This window comes from Cyclobacterium sp. SOCE241 (assembly GCF_056867545.1).
Genome location: NZ_CP149779.1, coordinates 3194265 through 3211989, shown reverse-complemented (window position 1 = coordinate 3211989; position 17725 = coordinate 3194265). Strand labels below are relative to the sequence as shown.

Genomic DNA, 17725 nt, shown 5'->3' with positions numbered 1-17725 from the left:
CATAGGTATTAAAGGATGAATTGGGAAAGGTCTCTGTTTTTCACCAAAGAGCTTAACCTTTCATTGACAAGATCTTTTGTAATCATGATTTTGCTATTGGGACCAATTGAATCCGGAACCTCAAACAAAAAGTCGTTTAATAAATGACTCATAACTGTATGTAACCTTCTTGCACCGATATTTTCTACTTCTTCATTGATACTAAATGCCAGTGAGGCAATCTCTTGGATGGCATCGTCAGTATATTCTAAATAAACTTCCTCTGCTTCAAATAAAGCCTGATATTGCTTGGTAAGGGCATTTTTTGGATCCTTAAGTATTTTATAGAAGTCCTCTTGAGTCAAACTGGTAAGTTCTACACGAATTGGAAATCTTCCCTGTAATTCGGGGATCAGATCCGAAGGTTTGCTGACGTGAAATGCTCCTGCTGCTATAAACAGTACATGGTCTGTATGTACCAAACCATACTTGGTATTGACAGCACTACCTTCTACAATCGGAAGCAAATCTCTTTGTACACCTTCTCTACTGACATCCGGTCCACCTGATTTACTTGAGCTTGAAGCAATTTTGTCTATTTCATCAATAAATATGATCCCATTGTTCTCTGCAAGCTTGATGGCTTCTTCTTTTACTTCATCAAAATCAATAAGCTTGGAAGCTTCTTCCTCCATTAAAATTTTTCGAGCTTCCGAAATAGTGACTTTTCTTTTTTGGTACGCTTCGGCATCATATTGCTAAGCATGTCTTGAATGCCTGCCATACTGGCTTCGTCCATCATGCCATTTCCCACCATACCAATTCCTGCAGGAGAAGACTGCTTTACATTGATTTCGATTTTCCTTTCTTCCAGTTCTCCATGCTTCAATTTCTCTTTGAATCGCTCTCTGGTTTTTTCATTGAGCTCTTGCTCACTGGCATTGTCAGGGTTAAAATTCTCTTTTTGTGTAGTGCTAAAACCTGTTCCTCTTACCGGAGGAATCAAAATATCTAGAAGCATGTCTTCAACAATCACTGCTGCTTTTTCCTTTACTTCTTCATTTTTTGCTTCTTTAACCAGATTTACGGCATGTTCCACCAAATCTCTTACCATAGATTCTACATCTCTTCCAACATAGCCTACTTCAGTAAACTTGGATGCCTCTACTTTTGTGAAAGGTGCATTGGCAATTTTCGCCAATCTTCTAGCGATTTCAGTTTTACCAACTCCCGTAGAGCCTATCATCAAGATGTTATTGGGAACGATGTCCTTTTGAAGGTCAGATTTCACCATAAGCCGGCGAATTCTGTTCCTTAAAGCAATCGCGACATTTCTTTTGCCTCATTCTGCCCAATTATATATTTATCCAGTTCAGCAACAATTTGCTTTGGTGTTAAATGGTTCATTTTTCAGTTCTTTTACGATGCTTCAGATTTCTTTCCTTCACTTTCGAAGCTGAATTTCACCGGATTAGACACTTTTTCTTCTAGAAGCGCCAAGGCTAATACTTCGCTTACATGGTCTACAAAATGAAATTTGACTCCTTTGAGGTAAGAATCATCAATTTCTTCTATGTCTCTTTGATTTCGTTTGCAAAGGATAATGTCTTCGATCCCGGCCCTTTTTGCAGCTAATATTTTTTCTTTGATTCCACCTACTGGCATTACTTTACCTCTCAAGGTGATCTCCCCTGTCATGGCCAGTTTTGTTTTTACTTTTCTCTGGGTATAAACAGATGCAATGGCTGTGAGCATTGTGATACCGGCAGATGGCCCGTCTTTAGGTACTGCTCCGGCAGGTACATGAATATGTAGATCATACTGATCAAATACCCGATAATCTATGTCCAGATCGTCCGCATGAGATTTAAGATAAGATATGGCTGTCATGGCAGATTCTTTCATGACATCACCCAGCTGACCGGAAAGTGTAAGTTTTCCTTTTCCTTTGCTAATACTTGCTTCAATAAATAAAATTTCTCCTCCCACAGATGTCCAGGCTAGGCCTGTAACCACTCCTGCCAAAGAATTGTCTTGATAAAATTCTTTGTCGAATATTTCACCACCTAGAATTTTTCTTACCAATGCCGGAGTTATTTTTTCTGATATGGTTCTTCCATCGCTATGGACTTGGCAATATTTCTTATAACCTTCCCAATTTGCCTTTCCAAACTTCTAACCCCGGATTCTCGCGTGTAATCTTCTATGATTTTGACCAAAGAATCATTGGAGAAGGTAATGTCCTTGGCTTTAAGACCATGTTCTTTCCTCTGTTTGGGTACCAGGTGTTTTTTGAAATTTCCACTTTTTCCTCCATGGTGTAGCCCGTCACCTCTATGATCTCCATCCGGTCTCTAAGGGCAGGCTGCAAAGTTTCCAGCGTATTGGCCGTGGCAATAAATAGTACCTTAGACAAATCATAATCTACCTCCAAGTAATTGTCCACAAAAGCATTGTTTTGTTCAGGGTCCAATACTTCTAAAAAGGCAGAAGATGGGTCTCCTCTAAAATCCGTGCTGAGTTTATCTATTTCGTCCAACACAAAAACAGGATTTGATGATTTTCCTTTTTTCATGTTTTGAATGATTTTGCCCGGCATGGCACCGATATAGGTTTTTCGATGCCCCCTAATTTCAGACTCATCATGAAGTCCCCCTAAGGACATTCGTACATACTTTCTGCCCAAGGCTTTAGCGATAGATTTACCTAAGGATGTTTTTCCTACACCGGGAGGTCCATATAAGCAAAGAATTGGTCCTTTAAGGTCTTGCTTTAGTTTTAATACTGCCAAATATTCAATGATTCGATCTTTGACTTTGTCCAAGCCGGAATGGTCACGATCAAGGATTTTCTTGGCTCTATTCAGGTCAAAATTGTCGGTAGTATATTCATTCCATGGTAGGTCTACCAACACCTCTGCATAATTAATGGCGATAGGGTATTCTGCTGTGGCAGGATTCATTCTCATGATTTTATCCAATTCTTTATTGAATTGGTCAGCCACTACTTTTGGCCATTTTTTCTTTTTGCCACGTGCCCTTAATTCTTCAACTTCCTTGTCCGGGCCCTCGTCACCCAGTTCTGTTTGAAGAACCTTCATCTGTTGCCTTAAAAAATAGTCCCTTTGCTGTTGGTCAATGTCAGTATGGACCTTTTTTTGGATTTCATTTTTTAGCTCCAGCATTTGGATGTCCTTCATCATAAACTCCAGCAACAGGGTAGCTCTTTCTATGCCATCATTGATCTCAAGTAATTTTTGTTTGGACTCAACAGGGGCATTGATATTGGAAGAGAGGAAATGAGTAAGAAAAGGGGTGCTGTCAATATTATCTAAGGCAACCTGAGCTTCTCTAGGAATTTCAGGATTTAATTGTAAAATTTTAAAAGCTGCTTCCTTTAAGGACTGCTCAAGGGCCTCTATTTTCTCATCATTTTTAGGGAATGTTTCATCCAAATAAGTGACATTTGCTTGGAAATAGGGGTCCTCTGTTAATTCTTCATCTATTTTAAAACGCTTTTTCCTTGAATAATGATTGTGGTATTGCCATCGGGCAAAACGATCATTTTTACAATTTTGGCCAAGGTGCCTACTTTATAAATATCGTCCCATGAAGGGTCTTCAATGTTGGGGTTTCTTTGTGCACATACACCGATCAATTTGTCTCCCTTTTGGGCTTTTTTAACAAGTTTAATAGATCGTTGCCTTCCAACGGTTATAGGAATAACTACTCCGGGAAACAAAACGGTGTTTCTGACGGAAAGAATAGGTATTTCTTTGGCGTAGTTTTCGTTTTTTTGGCCATTTTCATCCTCGTCGTCAGTAATTAACTGAATTAGATCGCCTTCTCCCGAAAAATCCCCCATCATTAGTGATTGATATAATTGATTGTCGTTATTGTTCATACAGACATTATGACAGGTATTGTGTCATGTTAATTTGTTGAAATATGAAAAACCCCTATTAATAAGGTTATTATACAAACCCTGTCCAAGGCTTATGCCAATTTATTTCCTTTAACAAATTGTCAGGAAATAAATATTAAGGGCAATTTAAAAATAAAGAGATATTATTTCCCTTTTTTGTTTTTTTCAGTCATTAACTGCCGGTAAAAAGCTTAAGGATGTCATTTCCTATGGCAAATACCATGATTGCTAACAGTAAAACCATGCCAATTTTCTGGGCATTCTCAAGAAACCTATCAGAAGGACTTCTGCCTGAAACCATTTCGTAAAGCAAAAACATTACATGCCCTCCATCTAAGGCAGGAATAGGTAATAAATTCATGAAGGCCAGAATCATGGAAATCAGGCCTGTAATGGACCAAAACTTGATCCAATCCCAAGTAGGCCCATAAATTTTTGCCATTCCGATAGGCCCACTAACGTTTTTGGTGGAAACCTCTCCTGTAAACATTTTACCCATGGCTTTTGCATTGATAATTACCACACTAAAAGCCCTTTCGGTTCCCAGTGGAATCGATTCTGCAAAGGTGTATTTTTTGCGAACAGGTTCAATTAAATTTTCTGCGGCAATGCCAATGGTCCCGTCTTCTAAGACTTCGGTATTGGTGATTATTTCTTGTTGGTCTCTAACTATCGTAAGAGCTACAGTCTCCCCTTTATGTACTGCCAATGCGTCTTGTAACTCATTGAAATATTGGATGGGTTGTTCATTGACAGCTACGATTTCATCCCCCTTTTGAATACCTGCTTCAACAGCAGTTCCTTCAGGATTTACTTCCAAAATTTTAAAAGGGAATCGAATGCTAATGAAATTAGACATGCTTTCTTCATCAGAAAAAGAATTGATAAATCCCCTAGGGATTGTGATTTTCATACTTTCGCCGTCTCTATCTACTGTATAATAACCATCTGAGCTTAACAATGCATTCCCACTGCTTAGGTCATTCAATGATTCATAAGGTACTCCGTTGATGTCAAGTATTTTGTCGCCATCCTGCAAGCCTATTTGTTCGCCAATATCGTAGGCGACGATCCCATGCTCTATTACCTGGTCTCTTGAAAAATAGGTTTCCCCTTTACTGTATACCAAAAATACAAATATGATTATCCCGGTGATTACATTTACGATGATACCACCAAGCATCACGATTAATCTTTGCCAAGCAGGTTTGGATCTAAACTCCCAAGGCTGGGGTTCGTCCGATAGTTGCTCTGAATCAAGCGATTCATCTACCATTCCGGAGATTTTAACAAATCCACCTAGGGGAATTGCTCCTATAGAATATTCTGTTTCTTTCCATTGAAATCCTATGATTTTTGGAGGAAAACCAATAGAAAACTTTTCGACACGCATGCCAAACATCTTGGCTGCCAGCAGGTGTCCTAATTCATGTAAGCCGACCAATATCGACAATCCGAGTAGCAATTGCGCTACCATTATTAATGTATCCATTCTTTATTTTCTACTAATTAATTCTTCTGAAATTATTCTTGTTTCCTTGTCTGTCGCAATTAAGTCATCCAAACTTGGTTCTTTAATAAAACTAATTTTTTCCATACTCTGTTCAATCAAGTCTGACATTTCAAGAAATTTGACTTTATCCTGCAAAAATGCAGCCACAGCGATTTCATTGGCAGCATTCAATGAACAGGCAGCATTCCCACCTCTTTCTAAGGCCGTGAAGGCCAAGTCCAAGTTTTTGAATGTTTGTCGATCAGGTTTCTCAAATTGAAGATTCGGATAATCCATGAAATTAAATCTTTCAAAATTTGATTTTACTCTTTCCGGATATGACAAGGCAAACTGAATAGGAATACGCATGTCTGGTAGTCCAAGTTGCGCTTTGATCGAACCGTCTTCAAATTGAACCAAAGAATGTACTATGGATTGTGGATGAACAATTACCTCAATCTGGCTTGCATCCAATCCAAAAAGCCATTTTGCTTCGATAACTTCAAGCCCTTTATTCATCAAAGAAGCTGAATCGATTGTGATTTTAGCCCCCATGTCCCAATTGGGATGTTTGAGTGCCTGTTCTTTGGTAACATTTTTTAAATATTCCCTATCCCTGCCACGGAAGGGGCCTCCGGAGGCTGTAAGTATTATTTTTTCGATGGGATTATGAAATTCACCAACCAAACATTGAAAGATCGCCGAATGTTCTGAATCTACCGGGTAGATATTTACAGCTTTCTTTTTGGCGAGTTTGGTGATAAGATCTCCGGCCACCACCAAAGTTTCTTTATTGGCTAAGGCGATGGGTTTGCCGGCTTCTATGGCCTTGATCGTTGGTATTAAGCCTGCATAGCCCACTAAAGCTGTAAGCACAATATCAATCGTCTCCATCTCAACCACGGAGGCAAGTGCCTTATCTCCGGCATATACCTTAATAGGATGTTTGCTCAAAGCCTCTTTAACCTCAAGATAATGGTTTTCATTGCCAATGACTACAACATTTGGTTGGAAAGCTAACGCCTGTTTGATTAATAGGTCTTTGTTATTAAAAGCCGTAAGGACTTCAACTTCAAATTTGTCAGAATGTTGCTGAATCACATCTAAAGCTTGTGTACCTATACTACCTGTTGAGCCTAAGATGGCCACACGTTTAATTGTAGACATGGAATTTTTTTACTTTCAAAAAAAGGACAATGCCGAACTTGGCATTATGCGTTATTTTCTACTGACAAATTTACAAGGTAAAACCAGTATTCCCGTTTTTTCAAACTTTTTAAACCATATGTTTTTTGGCACAAAATTGGGATTGGATTTACATTGTGATTTTTTGTCATAAGAAAGTTTAAAAAATGTTAAATAAATTGGCTTGAATTAATAAATGGCCGTATTTAATTAAGTATTCAAAGTCTTTAGTTATGTTAAAAAATTTAGGTTTAGTTCTTGTTGCATTTGTGGGAGGGATTATTGGCTCTTGGGTGTTTCAACAATATTTGAGCGAAGAATTGTCGTTTAAAAACCCTGAACGATTCAGTATTTCCGAAGAAATTCCAATGTCTCAAGTTCGTCATTTGGCTCCGGCTGAAGAAACGAGCCAAAACATCATGAGTCCCGTGCCGGATTCTTTTGTGAAAGCTTCTGAAAACAGCACCAATTCTGTAGTGTTTATAAAAAACTTTTCAGGAACTGATTCTAGAAGGTATAGTATTTTTGATTATTTCTTCGGCCAAGGGATGGCTCAACAGACGGTAAGCACCGGCTCGGGTGTGATTTTTCTGAAGATGGTTATATCATTACCAATAACCATGTCATAGAAAAAGCAGAGACCATTGAAGTGATTCATAAGAAAAGAACGTATAAAGCCAGTTTAATAGGTTCAGATGCAAATACTGATATTGCAGTTCTAAAAATTGAAGCAGATAACCTTCCGGCCATAGAAATTGGAAGCAGTCGGGAATTGAAGATAGGTGAATGGGTACTGGCAGTGGGTAATCCTTTCAATCTTACTTCCACAGTGACGGCAGGAATAGTTTCTGCAAAGGAACGACAGATCAACATTATGGGTGGTGAGTTTCCTTTGGAATCTTTTATCCAAACAGATGCTCCGATTAATCCCGGAAACTCCGGAGGAGCATTAGTAAATGTAAATGGTGAGTTGGTTGGGATTAATACGGCCATTTTGAGTAGAACAGGTTCCTACACTGGCTATGGTTTTGCTGTTCCTGTCGATATTGCTACAAAAATTGCAAATGATCTTATTCGGTATGGGGAAGTTCAAAAAGCAATTCCGGGGATAGAGATTAAAGAGATTTCCCCTGATTTATCTGAGGAAATGAATCTACAATCTTTAGATGGTGTCATTGTTTCTCATGTGATTAGAAATGGTGCTGCAGAAAAATCAGGAATGAAGGTAAATGATGTAATTGTAAAAATTGACGGAACTGAAATAACAGGAAAGGGCAGCTTTGAGGAGGCATTGTCTTACTACTATCCGGGCGATAAAATCAATGTAAGTTATAAAAGAGAAGGGAAACTTAATACGGTTCAATTGACCCTACAGAATCTATTGGGAGGGACCGGAGTTATCAAGAGATCCTTTTATGCTTCTGCATTATTGGGTGCGAAGCTTGAAACCATCAATGCCATCGAAATGGACCGATACGGTATACCCTACGGAGTCAAAATTTCTTCTATGACCAGAGGTTATCTCAATGATCTTGGGTTTGGAAATGGATTTATCATTACTGATATAAATGACCAACCGGCCAAAGATCCAGAAAAAGTAGGGAAGTTTCTTGAAGAATTTAGTGGGCAGTTAAGAGTGGAAGGTCTTACGCCGGCAGGGCGCTCTTTTGCACAATCCTATTCCGTTAGATAATCTACAAAAAAACATTCCGCCTATAAGCATTATTGTGGGTGGAATGTTTTTAATAGGAGTGTTGCCCCTCGTCTTTTAAATAACAATGTATGATTTGTGTTGCGATTTTTTTGAGTTGAATTTTTCAGCCAAAGGAATTGTAAAAGGATAGGTTACCCTTTAAACAACTATCAGGTTTATGTTATTTAGTTTTTTGAAAGGGTTTCGCGTAGGGTAATCTGCCCAGCTTGTTTGTAGCGTGGTAGCTGTCTAAGCCCGAGACCGTAATGCTACCTACCTTGTCTAAGGCAATAAACCCGTCTTCTTCAACAGCATTGGCTGCTACATATACCTCTTCTATACTGGCTACGATTAAAATTGTTTCATTGACGGCTAATGTGATTTTATCTTTTACTACACAAGCTATTTTCAAGGGACTTAATTTCACAAATGGAGCTTTAAAATCATTCAGGAATTCTTCCTCCAATCCTGTGGCTTTAAATTCTGACTGGTCCCATCTTGCACTGCATTGGTGGGCTTCTTTGTAAAAATTTTCAGCTACGTGGTTTAAAGTGAAACAGCCATTTTGAAGGATGTTTTCCAATGTATGCCGTTCCACGGAATGGGGGCGGAATAAAACACCAACCGTAGCTGGGTTGGCTCCGATATGAAATACTTGACTAAATGGGGCTAAATTTGTTTTAGCATTTTCGGTATTAATGCTCCCAATAAGATTCAAACTTTTGTATCCACTCAGGCAGTTGACGAAATTTCTATTGAAGACTTTGCCTTTATTAATCAAGATGTCTTTTGTAAATCGCTTCATTATTCAGCTATGGCTTCTTCTATGCTGTCGCAGTATTTTATATCAAGGTTACGAATAATATTGCCGGGATTTTCCAGTGTAATTTGTTTTTTGGCTATCATAACCAGTTTCACAAACCATGCTTCTTTTGGTAAAATTTTCCTATGTGTTTTGATTCCATAAAAAAACACTTCTTTCTTCCATTCTAAAAAATACCATTCCATGCTGGGTTGGTGAAAAGCCCTTAAAGCTCTTTTGTCGAATATGAATTTGTTGTAGTTACCTTCTTTTACAATTTTAGTGATTTTGTTGAAAATAGCTTTAAAATCGGTAATTGGTACATAATCTACCAATAAAGTGCAGAGGATAATCCCTTTGGGTTTATTGGTTTCAACCCTAGCATATTCTTCGTCTATAGCAATTTTGAAATCTTGCAATTCCTGTTTATTCAAGGTGTCAGTCATAATCATTCTTGTTCTGCTTCATTACCTTATTATACAGGCAATGTAAATAATTGATTAATGAAAAGAGCTTTTTCTATTGTTTTTCTCTTCTTCAACAAACTGTTTGAAATTCTCTAAGTCATCTTCAAGCTTAACTGCATAATTTATGGTTGTTTTCATCAGGTCTTGTTGGGCTGAAATTTGCTCTTTCAATCGGGATAATTCTTGGTTGATTTTTTTAGCTTATCCTCATATTCTTGCTTTAATAGCTCTTTTTCAAGCTTGGCTTTTTTTAATTCTGCTTTAAAAATTAGATATGATTCCGGTGGAGTCCTCATTACTTAACTGATTTAAATACCAAGGCAATCCTTGCCTATCTGCTCTATTTTTTCCATTGAAGGGGGTAATTATTTAATTGCCGATATGCCACCATCCACCTTAATTACCTGCCCGGTAATCCAAGAAGATTGATCAGATAGTAAAAATATTGTAGCGGCTGCAATATCTGTAGTTTTCCCAAACCGGCCAAGGGGATGCCTTTTATCAGCAGTATTTCGTTTGTCGTCCGTAGAAAGCAAAACCTTTGCTAAAGGAGTGTCGGTAAGTGATGGTGCAATGGCATTAACGCGAATACCAAAATTGGCCCATTCGGCCGCGAGAGACCGAGTAAGCCCTTCTATGGCCCCTTTTGCCCCGGCAATGGAGCTGTGAAAACCCAAGCCTGTCTGTACTGCAATGCTACTATATAGCACAACAGAGGCAGTTTTCGATTTTTTCAATGAATTCTCTAAAAACTGTAACGTTTTTATTGCTCCAAGGTAATTGACCTCCAGGTCATGTCTGAAGTCATCGATTGTTAGCCTTTTGAATGGTTTTAAATTGATTGTCCCTGGGCAATAAACCAATCCATGAATTTCTTCAGGTACATTGGGTATTGCTTCAAAATCTTCTAAAACATCAAAGTGGTGTTCTCCTGAAAATGACCTTGAGAAAGCATATACCTCGGCACCTTTTTGGTTGAGACTTTCCACCACTTTTTTACCAATTCCACTTTTACCACCGATGATGATAATCTTCTTTCCCTTCATATACTTACACAATGTTTACTAAGTAGAATTAATTAGTAGCCAAATTGTTTAATATTTTTCCTGATAAAATGGGGAGGTATAAAAAAAAAGCTGTTATTTTTTAGAAATAACAGCTTTAAATACAGTTAATTATAAGGTTAAAAGGAGATTACCTTGATAGAGAAATGTATTTGAGGAATTCGTTTCTTTTTTGATTGTCATTTTCAAACTTCCCGCTATAAAAAGAGGTGACAGTACTGCTGCTAGTGTCTCGTACGCCTCTGCTGGAAACGCACATATGGTCTGCGTCCATAATTACAGCTACATCATCTGTCCCTAAAGCTTTTTTTAGTTCATTACCAATTTGGACAGTAAGCCTTTCTTGAACCTGAGGCCTTTTGGCAAAATATTGAACAATTCTGTTTATTTTAGACAATCCGATTACACTGCCATTAGAAATATAAGCCACATGTGCTTTTCCATAAATAGGTACAAAATGATGTTCACAGTGGGAGAAAAAGGTAATGTCTTTCTCTACCAGCATTTCATTGTACTTGTATTTATTTTCAAATAGTTTTACCTCTGGTTTGTTTTTTGGGTCCAGTCCTGAAAAACTTCTTTCACAAACATTTTAGCTACTCTTTTTGGAGTGCCTTTCAAGCTATCGTCTTTCAGGTCCATGCCAAGAATATTCATGATTTCTTTAAAATGTTTTTCAATCAATTCCATTTTCAGATCATCATCCATCTCAAAAGCATCTTCCCGCAATGGAGTGTCATGGGAAGAAGAAATATGGTCATCTCCTATGTCGTCAATGGCTTGATTGAGATCAATCCCCGCTGAATTCAACAAAGTTTCTTTCTGTTTCATATAATCGAATTGTTAAGTCGTATTTTAATTCAATTTTCTCTCTCAAAATATTCCAAATAACCACAGCAATGTTTTCTGCAGTTGGATTAAGGTTCTTGAATTCATCGACATCTAAATTTAAATTTTTGTGATCAAACTTTTTCGTAACATTTTCTTTAATTACATCCTTCAATAACTTCATGTCATAGACATAGCCTGTTTCAGGATCTATTGGCCCTGTAAGCTTTACTTCCAGGTCATAATTGTGGCCATGGTAACTGGGATTATTACATTTTCCGAAAACTGCATCATTTTTTTCCGCTGACCACTGGGGGTTGTGAAGCCTATGGGCAGCATTAAAGTGCTCTTTTCTATAAATGGCTATTTTCATAAATTGTTTAACAGAATACCTGTATAATTGTTTTTTTTATGTTTCTATACCCACGAGGATAAAGAAATCGTAAAGTTTCTAGCTTTTATTAATTGGCCTACATTTAATTTCTAGCCCATTTTACCTTTTTCAACCGAAAGAACAAATATTTAGGGCGAATCGGTTCAAAATTAATCAAATTAAGGTTAAAGTGAGTCTTGGCGTTCGGTTAGATTGATCATTTAATTTTCTCCTCCGAGGTTTTTGTTTAGGTATATTGTCAAATTATCGACTCCAAGTGTTATTAGTTCATTTGATTAAAAAAGGAGTGAAAATGATCAAAATAGATATTTCTGGAATTGCTTTTTCCCTCTTTTGTATTGGGGTTGCCCAAAGTAAACCAGCAATTTTTTTGCCATTTGGGAATTATTTTGATGTTAAATTGACTTATATTGTAGTGGTTTATTGAGATTTATCCTTTTAATCTTGCATTTGCATGTATAAGATTTCTTATGATTAAAATAATTGCCTTTACAATTTTTATAGTATTTCCGGTTTTTGCCATTGAGATGCAACCTTCCCTTTTTGTCAATACAATTCCAATGGAAAAAGATGGGACTATGGCAATTGGCGAAAATGTAGAAAATCTATGGGAGAAAGTGGGGGATAAACACCCATTGCTTAAGAAGGAAGTCTTGACCATGGCCTATGAAGGTTATTCGAAAATGATTGACGAGGGTTTGATTGAAGAAGGAAAACCATTGACAATAATCGATTTTGATTTGCCCTCCTCTGAACAAAGGCTTTGGGTAATTGATTTTGATAATCAAACCTTGGAATATGCTTCTCTTGTGGCCCATGGAAGGAATTCGGGTGGTTTGCATGCTGAAAAATTTTCGAATATACCGGAAAGCTATATGAGTAGTCTAGGGTTTTACCTAACAGGTGAAACATATGTTGGGAAACATGGGAAATCTCTGCGGTTGGATGGAATGGAAAAAGGGATTAACGACAATGCTAGGGCAAGAGCCATTGTGATACATGCTGCTGATTATGCTGAAAATTCATTCGTTAAACGGCATGGAAGGCTTGGTAGAAGTTTAGGTTGTCCGGCTTTACCTTCTGATAATTTTGAAGCTATCATTGAATTGATAAAAGAAAAAAGTTGCTTATTTGTCCATGCTAGCGAACCTCAATATAGAAGGCAATCTGTTTTTATTAAAGAATGGGCCTCAAGCTAATTTCTCCTAATAAATTTTTATTGATTTGTTATCGGTTTTCGCATTAACTTATAGAGCTCATCATCTCTTTCATAAATATCTTTCCTTACTTGTTCCTTTTTTCTGCTATCTGTCCAAAAGGTTAGATAGAGAATAATCACAGGTATTTTTCTTGTTAAGCTAACAGTTCGCTCTTTATTGTCTGAAAGTGCTTCTTTTATTAAATCATCTGTCCATTTTTCTTGGTCGGAAAGTAATAATTTGGCTAGGTCTACAGGACGTTCTATACGTATACAGCCAGAACTTAAAGCCCTGTCTTCTTTTGAAAAGAGCGACCTTGAGGGCGTGTCATGAATGTAAACATTGTGTTTATTGGGAAACATAAACTTTACCCTGCCAAGGGCGTTGGATGGTCCTGGGTCTTGTCTTACCATGTATTTAAAATTATCTCCATTAACCGTGCGCCAATTGATTGAAGATGGGGAGATTTCTTTTCCTGAAAAATCAAGAATACGCATGTTTTTTGATTGAAGGTAATTAGGATTTTCCTTTACCGCAGGGATTACATCATTTTTCAATATAGTAGGAGGAACTGTCCAAGTAGGACTAAAGACCAAATAACTCATAGTCCCATTGAAAACGGGAGTTTTTCTGTAGGTTTTCCCTACAATGGCATTGGAATGAAGTAAGGTGTCTTTTTTATTGATGTAATCCAATGAATAGTTGGCGATATTGACCAATATAAATTCCTGTACAGTTGTGTCGGGAAGCCATCTTAACCTTTCCATATTGACACTTACCTGCTTGATAAGTTCTTGAGGGGATTTGTTCAATGCTTCTATCGTGGCCTTTCCGAGTACCCCGTCCGGATGAAGCCCATTTCTTTCTTGGAAGGTTCTAACACCTTGAAGCATTAGGAAGTCGAAAATATTTTCTGCTCCAGATGAAAGAGGATAAGGCTTTAGGTCTTTCCACAATTGCAACCTTTTCCGAATGGAGGGGATCAATTCATTTTCTTGAAGAGGCTCAATTGATTCTTTCGGAGATATCTTTTGCCAGTTTTTTCCGGAGATAAGTTTTTCTAGCTCCAAATATTTTTTCATGGATTGCCTCATGCGTGGATAAATAGCAAATTTTGGCTGCAAGCTGAAAAGTTGTTTTTTTACGTTATTTTCTGATACAGCCAAGTAGAGTTTTTCTATTACTTTGAGTTCATTTCCTTTCTGCAAGATTTCCCAAGTGTTGTGGAGGTGTTCCGGATGGACTTTCCCTCCGAAAATATGGTTGGCATATAGGATAAATGCATCACTAAGTAAAAAATCTACCTTGGCCAATTCAAAGGGAGTTAAGGGAATTCCTGAAAAATATTTTTCAAAAAAGAGTTAAGGCCTTCTAGGTGGTAATCTTCCGGTAGTAAGCCATCAAAAGATGCATTTTGAATAAGGTGTCGCAATTCCAGAGCATTGCAAGTCAATTGTTGATTTTCTGACCACCCCGGTATGAAAGACCTTTCAGTATAAAAAGAAATTAGCGCTGTTCTCGAGTGTAATGGGTACTGATCAAAAGCAATGTTAAAGTAGGTACTGTCTCCTTCGATAAGTGTTCTAATCTGCCCACTTACCAATTGGTTTTGGGAAAAGGCATTGATGCTCAAACAAAGCATTAGCCCAAACCAAAATAAAAAGAAGTACCACTTAGCTTTCTTCATTGCAAAGAATACTTTTTATAATTATTTCCTATTGTCCATGCATCTTTTAGCATGGCTAGAAATTCATCCATTTTATCCAGAGGGACCATATTTGGGCCATCACTTAAAGCAACAGACGGGTTGGGGTGAGTTTCTATAAAGAACCCGTCCACACCTGCAGCAGCTGCTGCCCTTGCAAGATAAGGAGCCATCTGTCTCTGTCCTCCGCTGCTTCCTTTATTTGCGCCGGGCTGCTGAACACTGTGAGTTACATCAAAAACTACAGGAGCAAACTGGCGCATTATAGGTAATGCTCGCATATCAACTACAAGGTTATGGTAGCCTAGCGAGAATCCTCTTTCTGTAAGGGCCACGTTGTTGTTACCTGTGGATCGAATTTTATCCACCGCATATTGCATGTCTTCAGGAGCCATAAATTGACCCCGTTTAATCTTGATGGCTTTACCGGTTTTTCCTGCTGCTATTAGTAAGTCGGTTTGCCTGCAGAGAAATGCCGGGATTTGCAATACATCTACTACCTCAGCTACCGCTTCCACTTGATAACTTTCATGTATGTCTGTGACCAAAGGAACGTCAAGGGTTTGACCAACCATTTCCAATACTTGTAAAGATTTTTCAAACCCAATGCCTCTAAATGATTCTGTAGAGGTTCGGTTAGCCTTGTCGAAGGAGGCTTTAAATACATAGCCAAAGCCATGTTTTTCTGACAAGGTTTTTATTTTAGTGCCAATTTCCAGACATATTTCCGGACTTTCAACTGCACAGGGCCCTGAAAATAAAACAGGTTGATTTCCACCTAGTTTTAAGTTTCCATTTATGGTCATCTCTTGTTGGCTAATTTTCATTTTTAAGGTTTTTATTAGTCAATTAATTTGCGGTAGAGGTAATGGGTGAAGGAAGGTTTCCATTGGCATAAAGGATTAAATCTGCCAGTTCCCTAAAAGCTCCTTCGCCACCTTTTTTAAAGTAACATAATCCACCTTGTCCTTGATGTAGAAGATGGCATCTGCCGGAGCTGCAGAAAAGCCTGCATGGCTCAGTAATTCCATGTCAATTATATCATCTCCAATATAAGCAACTTGATTGGTTTTCAAACCCATTTCTGTGATAATGGATAGTAATGTGGGCCATTTATCATTTACTCCATGTAAGTGAAAATCTACTCCCATTTGTTCACAACGGATTTTCGATACGGACACGTCTCTACCGGTAATAATCCCGGTTTTGATACCGGATTCACGAAGAAAACGGATGATTTGCCCATCCTTAACTTGAAACCTCTTGTATTCCATTCCGTTGTCATCCAATACTATGCCCCCATCTGTCAAAACACCATCCAGATCTGTAACAATAAGTTTAATGTCTTTAGCTTTAGAAAGGACTTCTTTATAATTTATATTGAAGTGATTCATTTCCTATTTTTTTTCCATTGTATTGAGTACAGGTCTAGCCTTCGTTGTTCAAGGTTTCGAACACTTCCTGTTTTACGCAATTTGGTTAACAAGGCCAAGTCTACATCCGCCACGATCGTAGTTTCTGTATTCAGAGAAGCTTCACCTATAATTGCATCATGAGGGAATGAAAAATCAGACGGTGAATATATGGCTGCTTGGGAATGCTGAATGTCCATGTTTTCTACCCTAGGGAGATTTCCCACAGAACCGGTTATGGCCACATAACATTCATTTTCGATAGCTCTTGCCTTGGCACAAGTGCTTACCCTGAGGTACGCATTTTTTGTATCTGTCCAAAATGGAACAAAAAGAATGTCCATTTCTTTTTCAGCCAAAATCCGTCCTAACTCTGGGAATTCTACATCGTAACAGATGAGTATACCAACTTTTCCGGCATCTGTGTCAAAAACGCTGATACCATTCCCTCCTTGTAGCCCCCAGTAAGATTGTTCGTCCGGTGTAATATGGAGCTTGTATTGCTTGTCCATGGTGCCATCTCTTCTGCATAAATAACTGACATTTCGAAGTTTTTTCCATCGTATTCAGGCATGCTACCAGCAATGATATTTACATTGTATGACAGGGCAAGATCCCGCATCCGGTTAATGATCTCTTCCGTGTAATCCGCCAAATTTCTGATGGCTTCTGAAGCGTCCATTTTATTAAATCCTGCCAGAAGCGGGGCATTAAAAAACTCCGGGAATAAGCAAAAATCAGATTGGTAATCAGATACCGTGTCTACAAAAAACTCTACTTGCTGCATGAGGTCGTCAACATCATTAAATCGCCTCATTTTCCATTGTACAAGACCTAGTCTAACAATTGTTTTTTTATTGCCAATGAGCTTTTCTTCTTTTTCGTAGTAGATATTGATCCACTCAAGTAGTGTTGCGTAAGCCCTCGAGTCGGTATCTTCGGGTAAATATTTTGTGATTACTTTTCTTACGTGAAATTCGTTGGCAAGCTGAAAGGAAAGAACCGGATCAAAAATTTCCTTATTCTTTACTAATTCTATGTATTTTCGAGGAGACATTTTATCAGCGAATTTGCTGTATCCGGGAATTCTTCCACCTGCAATAATTGACCTTAAATTTAGGTTTTCACATAGCTCCTTACGGGCATCATACAGTCTTCTTCCTAATCTTAATCCTCTGTATTCTTTATCTACGAAAACATCGGTGCCATAAAGCGTGTCTCCGCTATCATCATGGGTGTCAAACTTGCCGTAGCCAATGATCTGCTCATAGGAGTGATTATCCCCGTATTTAGAATAATCAACAATGATACTTAGGGCCACTGCTACGACCTTTCCATTATCTTCTAGGCAGATTTGACCTTCCGGAAAAGCATTTAGTTGGTTTTCAAATTCTTCCTTGGTCCAAGACATGGCTTCGGTTTTGTAAGTAGAAACCATTATTTCCCGGATGTCATTAAAATCAGAATGTTTGATGTTTCTGAGTTTTAGTCTATGTTCGAGTTCTTCGTTTTGTTTACTCATGGCATGAAATTAGCAACAAATGTACCTAAATTGTAGGCTTTTTATGGAATGGAATAGGA

At 38.0% G+C, this 17725-nt stretch carries 12 protein-coding genes and 5 pseudogenes; 2 read left to right on the top strand and 15 right to left on the bottom strand.

Annotated features, from left to right (window positions below; translation table 11 throughout):
• Nucleotides 1-8: 8 nt before the first annotated feature.
• From hslU to WG932_RS16010, 4 genes and pseudogenes are all read right to left on the bottom strand, one after another.
• Nucleotides 9-1386: pseudogene (gene hslU / locus WG932_RS16025) on the bottom strand (ATP-dependent protease ATPase subunit HslU).
• A gap of 12 nt (nt 1387-1398) precedes the next feature.
• Nucleotides 1399-3882: pseudogene (gene lon, locus WG932_RS16020) on the bottom strand (endopeptidase La).
• Nucleotides 3883-4075: 193 nt separating this feature from the next.
• Nucleotides 4076-5395 carry an RIP metalloprotease RseP gene (gene rseP, locus WG932_RS16015; RefSeq protein WP_483084685.1) on the bottom strand — a complete coding sequence of 440 codons (1320 nt, stop codon included), beginning with the start codon at nt 5393-5395 and terminating at the stop codon, nt 4076-4078.
• Between the two features lie 3 nt (nt 5396-5398).
• Nucleotides 5399-6562, bottom strand: a complete 1164-nt coding sequence (locus WG932_RS16010) for a 1-deoxy-D-xylulose-5-phosphate reductoisomerase (protein WP_149391988.1) — start codon at nt 6560-6562, stop codon at nt 5399-5401.
• 251 nt (nt 6563-6813) lie between these two features.
• On the opposite strand from WG932_RS16010, the pseudogene WG932_RS16005 reads away from it, so the two are divergent.
• Nucleotides 6814-8273 (top strand): annotated as a pseudogene (locus WG932_RS16005) (S1C family serine protease).
• Between the two features lie 181 nt (nt 8274-8454).
• Here WG932_RS16005 and WG932_RS16000 read toward each other — a convergent pair.
• The 6 genes and pseudogenes from WG932_RS16000 to WG932_RS15975 form a co-directional block, all read right to left on the bottom strand.
• Nucleotides 8455-9078, bottom strand: a complete 624-nt coding sequence (locus tag WG932_RS16000; protein WP_483084684.1) for a flavin reductase family protein — start codon at nt 9076-9078, stop codon at nt 8455-8457.
• Nucleotides 9078-9521: a hypothetical protein gene (locus WG932_RS15995; RefSeq protein WP_041934968.1), complete on the bottom strand. Its 444-nt coding sequence runs from the start codon at nt 9519-9521 to the stop codon at nt 9078-9080. Before WG932_RS15995 ends, WG932_RS16000 begins: the two co-directional genes overlap by 1 nt.
• Before the next feature lie 54 nt (nt 9522-9575).
• Complete coding sequence (locus WG932_RS15990; RefSeq protein ID WP_483084683.1) at nt 9576-9713, bottom strand: hypothetical protein; 138 nt, start codon at nt 9711-9713, stop codon at nt 9576-9578.
• 194 nt (nt 9714-9907) lie between these two features.
• Nucleotides 9908-10588 carry an SDR family NAD(P)-dependent oxidoreductase gene (locus tag WG932_RS15985; protein ID WP_483084682.1) on the bottom strand — a complete coding sequence of 227 codons (681 nt, stop codon included), beginning with the start codon at nt 10586-10588 and terminating at the stop codon, nt 9908-9910.
• Nucleotides 10589-10736: 148 nt separating this feature from the next.
• A pseudogene (folE, locus tag WG932_RS15980) lies at nt 10737-11437 on the bottom strand (GTP cyclohydrolase I FolE).
• On the bottom strand, nt 11397-11807 hold the full coding sequence (locus WG932_RS15975) for a 6-pyruvoyl trahydropterin synthase family protein (RefSeq protein WP_014019045.1): 411 nt from the start codon (nt 11805-11807) through the stop codon (nt 11397-11399). The pseudogene folE and the gene WG932_RS15975 overlap by 41 nt, the downstream one beginning before the upstream one ends.
• Nucleotides 11808-12298: 491 nt before the next feature.
• Between WG932_RS15975 and WG932_RS15970 the strand changes: the two genes are divergently transcribed.
• Nucleotides 12299-13027, top strand: a complete 729-nt coding sequence (locus WG932_RS15970) for a murein L,D-transpeptidase catalytic domain family protein (RefSeq protein WP_149391984.1) — start codon at nt 12299-12301, stop codon at nt 13025-13027.
• A gap of 17 nt (nt 13028-13044) precedes the next feature.
• Here WG932_RS15970 and WG932_RS15965 read toward each other — a convergent pair whose 3' ends face one another.
• From WG932_RS15965 to WG932_RS15945, 5 genes and pseudogenes are all read right to left on the bottom strand, one after another.
• Entirely contained in the window at nt 13045-14340 is a 1296-nt protein-coding gene (locus tag WG932_RS15965; RefSeq protein ID WP_483084681.1) for a L,D-transpeptidase family protein, read from the bottom strand.
• An 11-nt stretch (nt 14341-14351) separates the two neighbouring features.
• A complete protein-coding gene (locus WG932_RS15960; protein WP_483084680.1) occupies nt 14352-14714 on the bottom strand; it encodes a L,D-transpeptidase scaffold domain-containing protein in 363 nt (120 codons plus the stop codon).
• On the bottom strand, nt 14711-15559 hold the full coding sequence (gene kdsA, locus WG932_RS15955) for a 3-deoxy-8-phosphooctulonate synthase (RefSeq protein WP_483084679.1): 849 nt from the start codon (nt 15557-15559) through the stop codon (nt 14711-14713). Before kdsA ends, WG932_RS15960 begins: the two co-directional genes overlap by 4 nt.
• Before the next feature lie 75 nt (nt 15560-15634).
• Complete coding sequence (locus tag WG932_RS15950) at nt 15635-16126, bottom strand: KdsC family phosphatase (RefSeq protein ID WP_483084678.1); 492 nt, start codon at nt 16124-16126, stop codon at nt 15635-15637.
• A pseudogene (locus WG932_RS15945) lies at nt 16123-17666 on the bottom strand (GNAT family N-acetyltransferase). The gene WG932_RS15950 and the pseudogene WG932_RS15945 overlap by 4 nt, the downstream one beginning before the upstream one ends.
• Nucleotides 17667-17725 lie beyond the last annotated feature (59 nt).

Excerpts from the sequence above, each read along its gene's own strand:
- WG932_RS15975 (WP_014019045.1), bottom strand. The coding sequence starts at position 11,807 with ATGAAAATAGCCATTTATAGAAAAGAGCACTTTAATGCTGCCCATAGG.
- WG932_RS16010 (WP_149391988.1), bottom strand. The coding sequence starts at position 6,562 with ATGTCTACAATTAAACGTGTGGCCATCTTAGGCTCAACAGGTAGTATA.
- WG932_RS16000 (WP_483084684.1), bottom strand. The coding sequence starts at position 9,078 with ATGAAGCGATTTACAAAAGACATCTTGATTAATAAAGGCAAAGTCTTC.
- rseP (WP_483084685.1), bottom strand. The coding sequence starts at position 5,395 with ATGGATACATTAATAATGGTAGCGCAATTGCTACTCGGATTGTCGATA.
- WG932_RS15995 (WP_041934968.1), bottom strand. The coding sequence starts at position 9,521 with ATGACTGACACCTTGAATAAACAGGAATTGCAAGATTTCAAAATTGCT.
- WG932_RS15985 (WP_483084682.1), bottom strand. The coding sequence starts at position 10,588 with ATGAAGGGAAAGAAGATTATCATCATCGGTGGTAAAAGTGGAATTGGT.
- kdsA (WP_483084679.1), bottom strand. The coding sequence starts at position 15,559 with ATGAAAATTAGCCAACAAGAGATGACCATAAATGGAAACTTAAAACTA.
- WG932_RS15970 (WP_149391984.1), top strand. The coding sequence starts at position 12,299 with ATGATTAAAATAATTGCCTTTACAATTTTTATAGTATTTCCGGTTTTT.
- WG932_RS15960 (WP_483084680.1), bottom strand. The coding sequence starts at position 14,714 with ATGAAGAAAGCTAAGTGGTACTTCTTTTTATTTTGGTTTGGGCTAATG.
- WG932_RS15950 (WP_483084678.1), bottom strand. The coding sequence starts at position 16,126 with ATGAATCACTTCAATATAAATTATAAAGAAGTCCTTTCTAAAGCTAAA.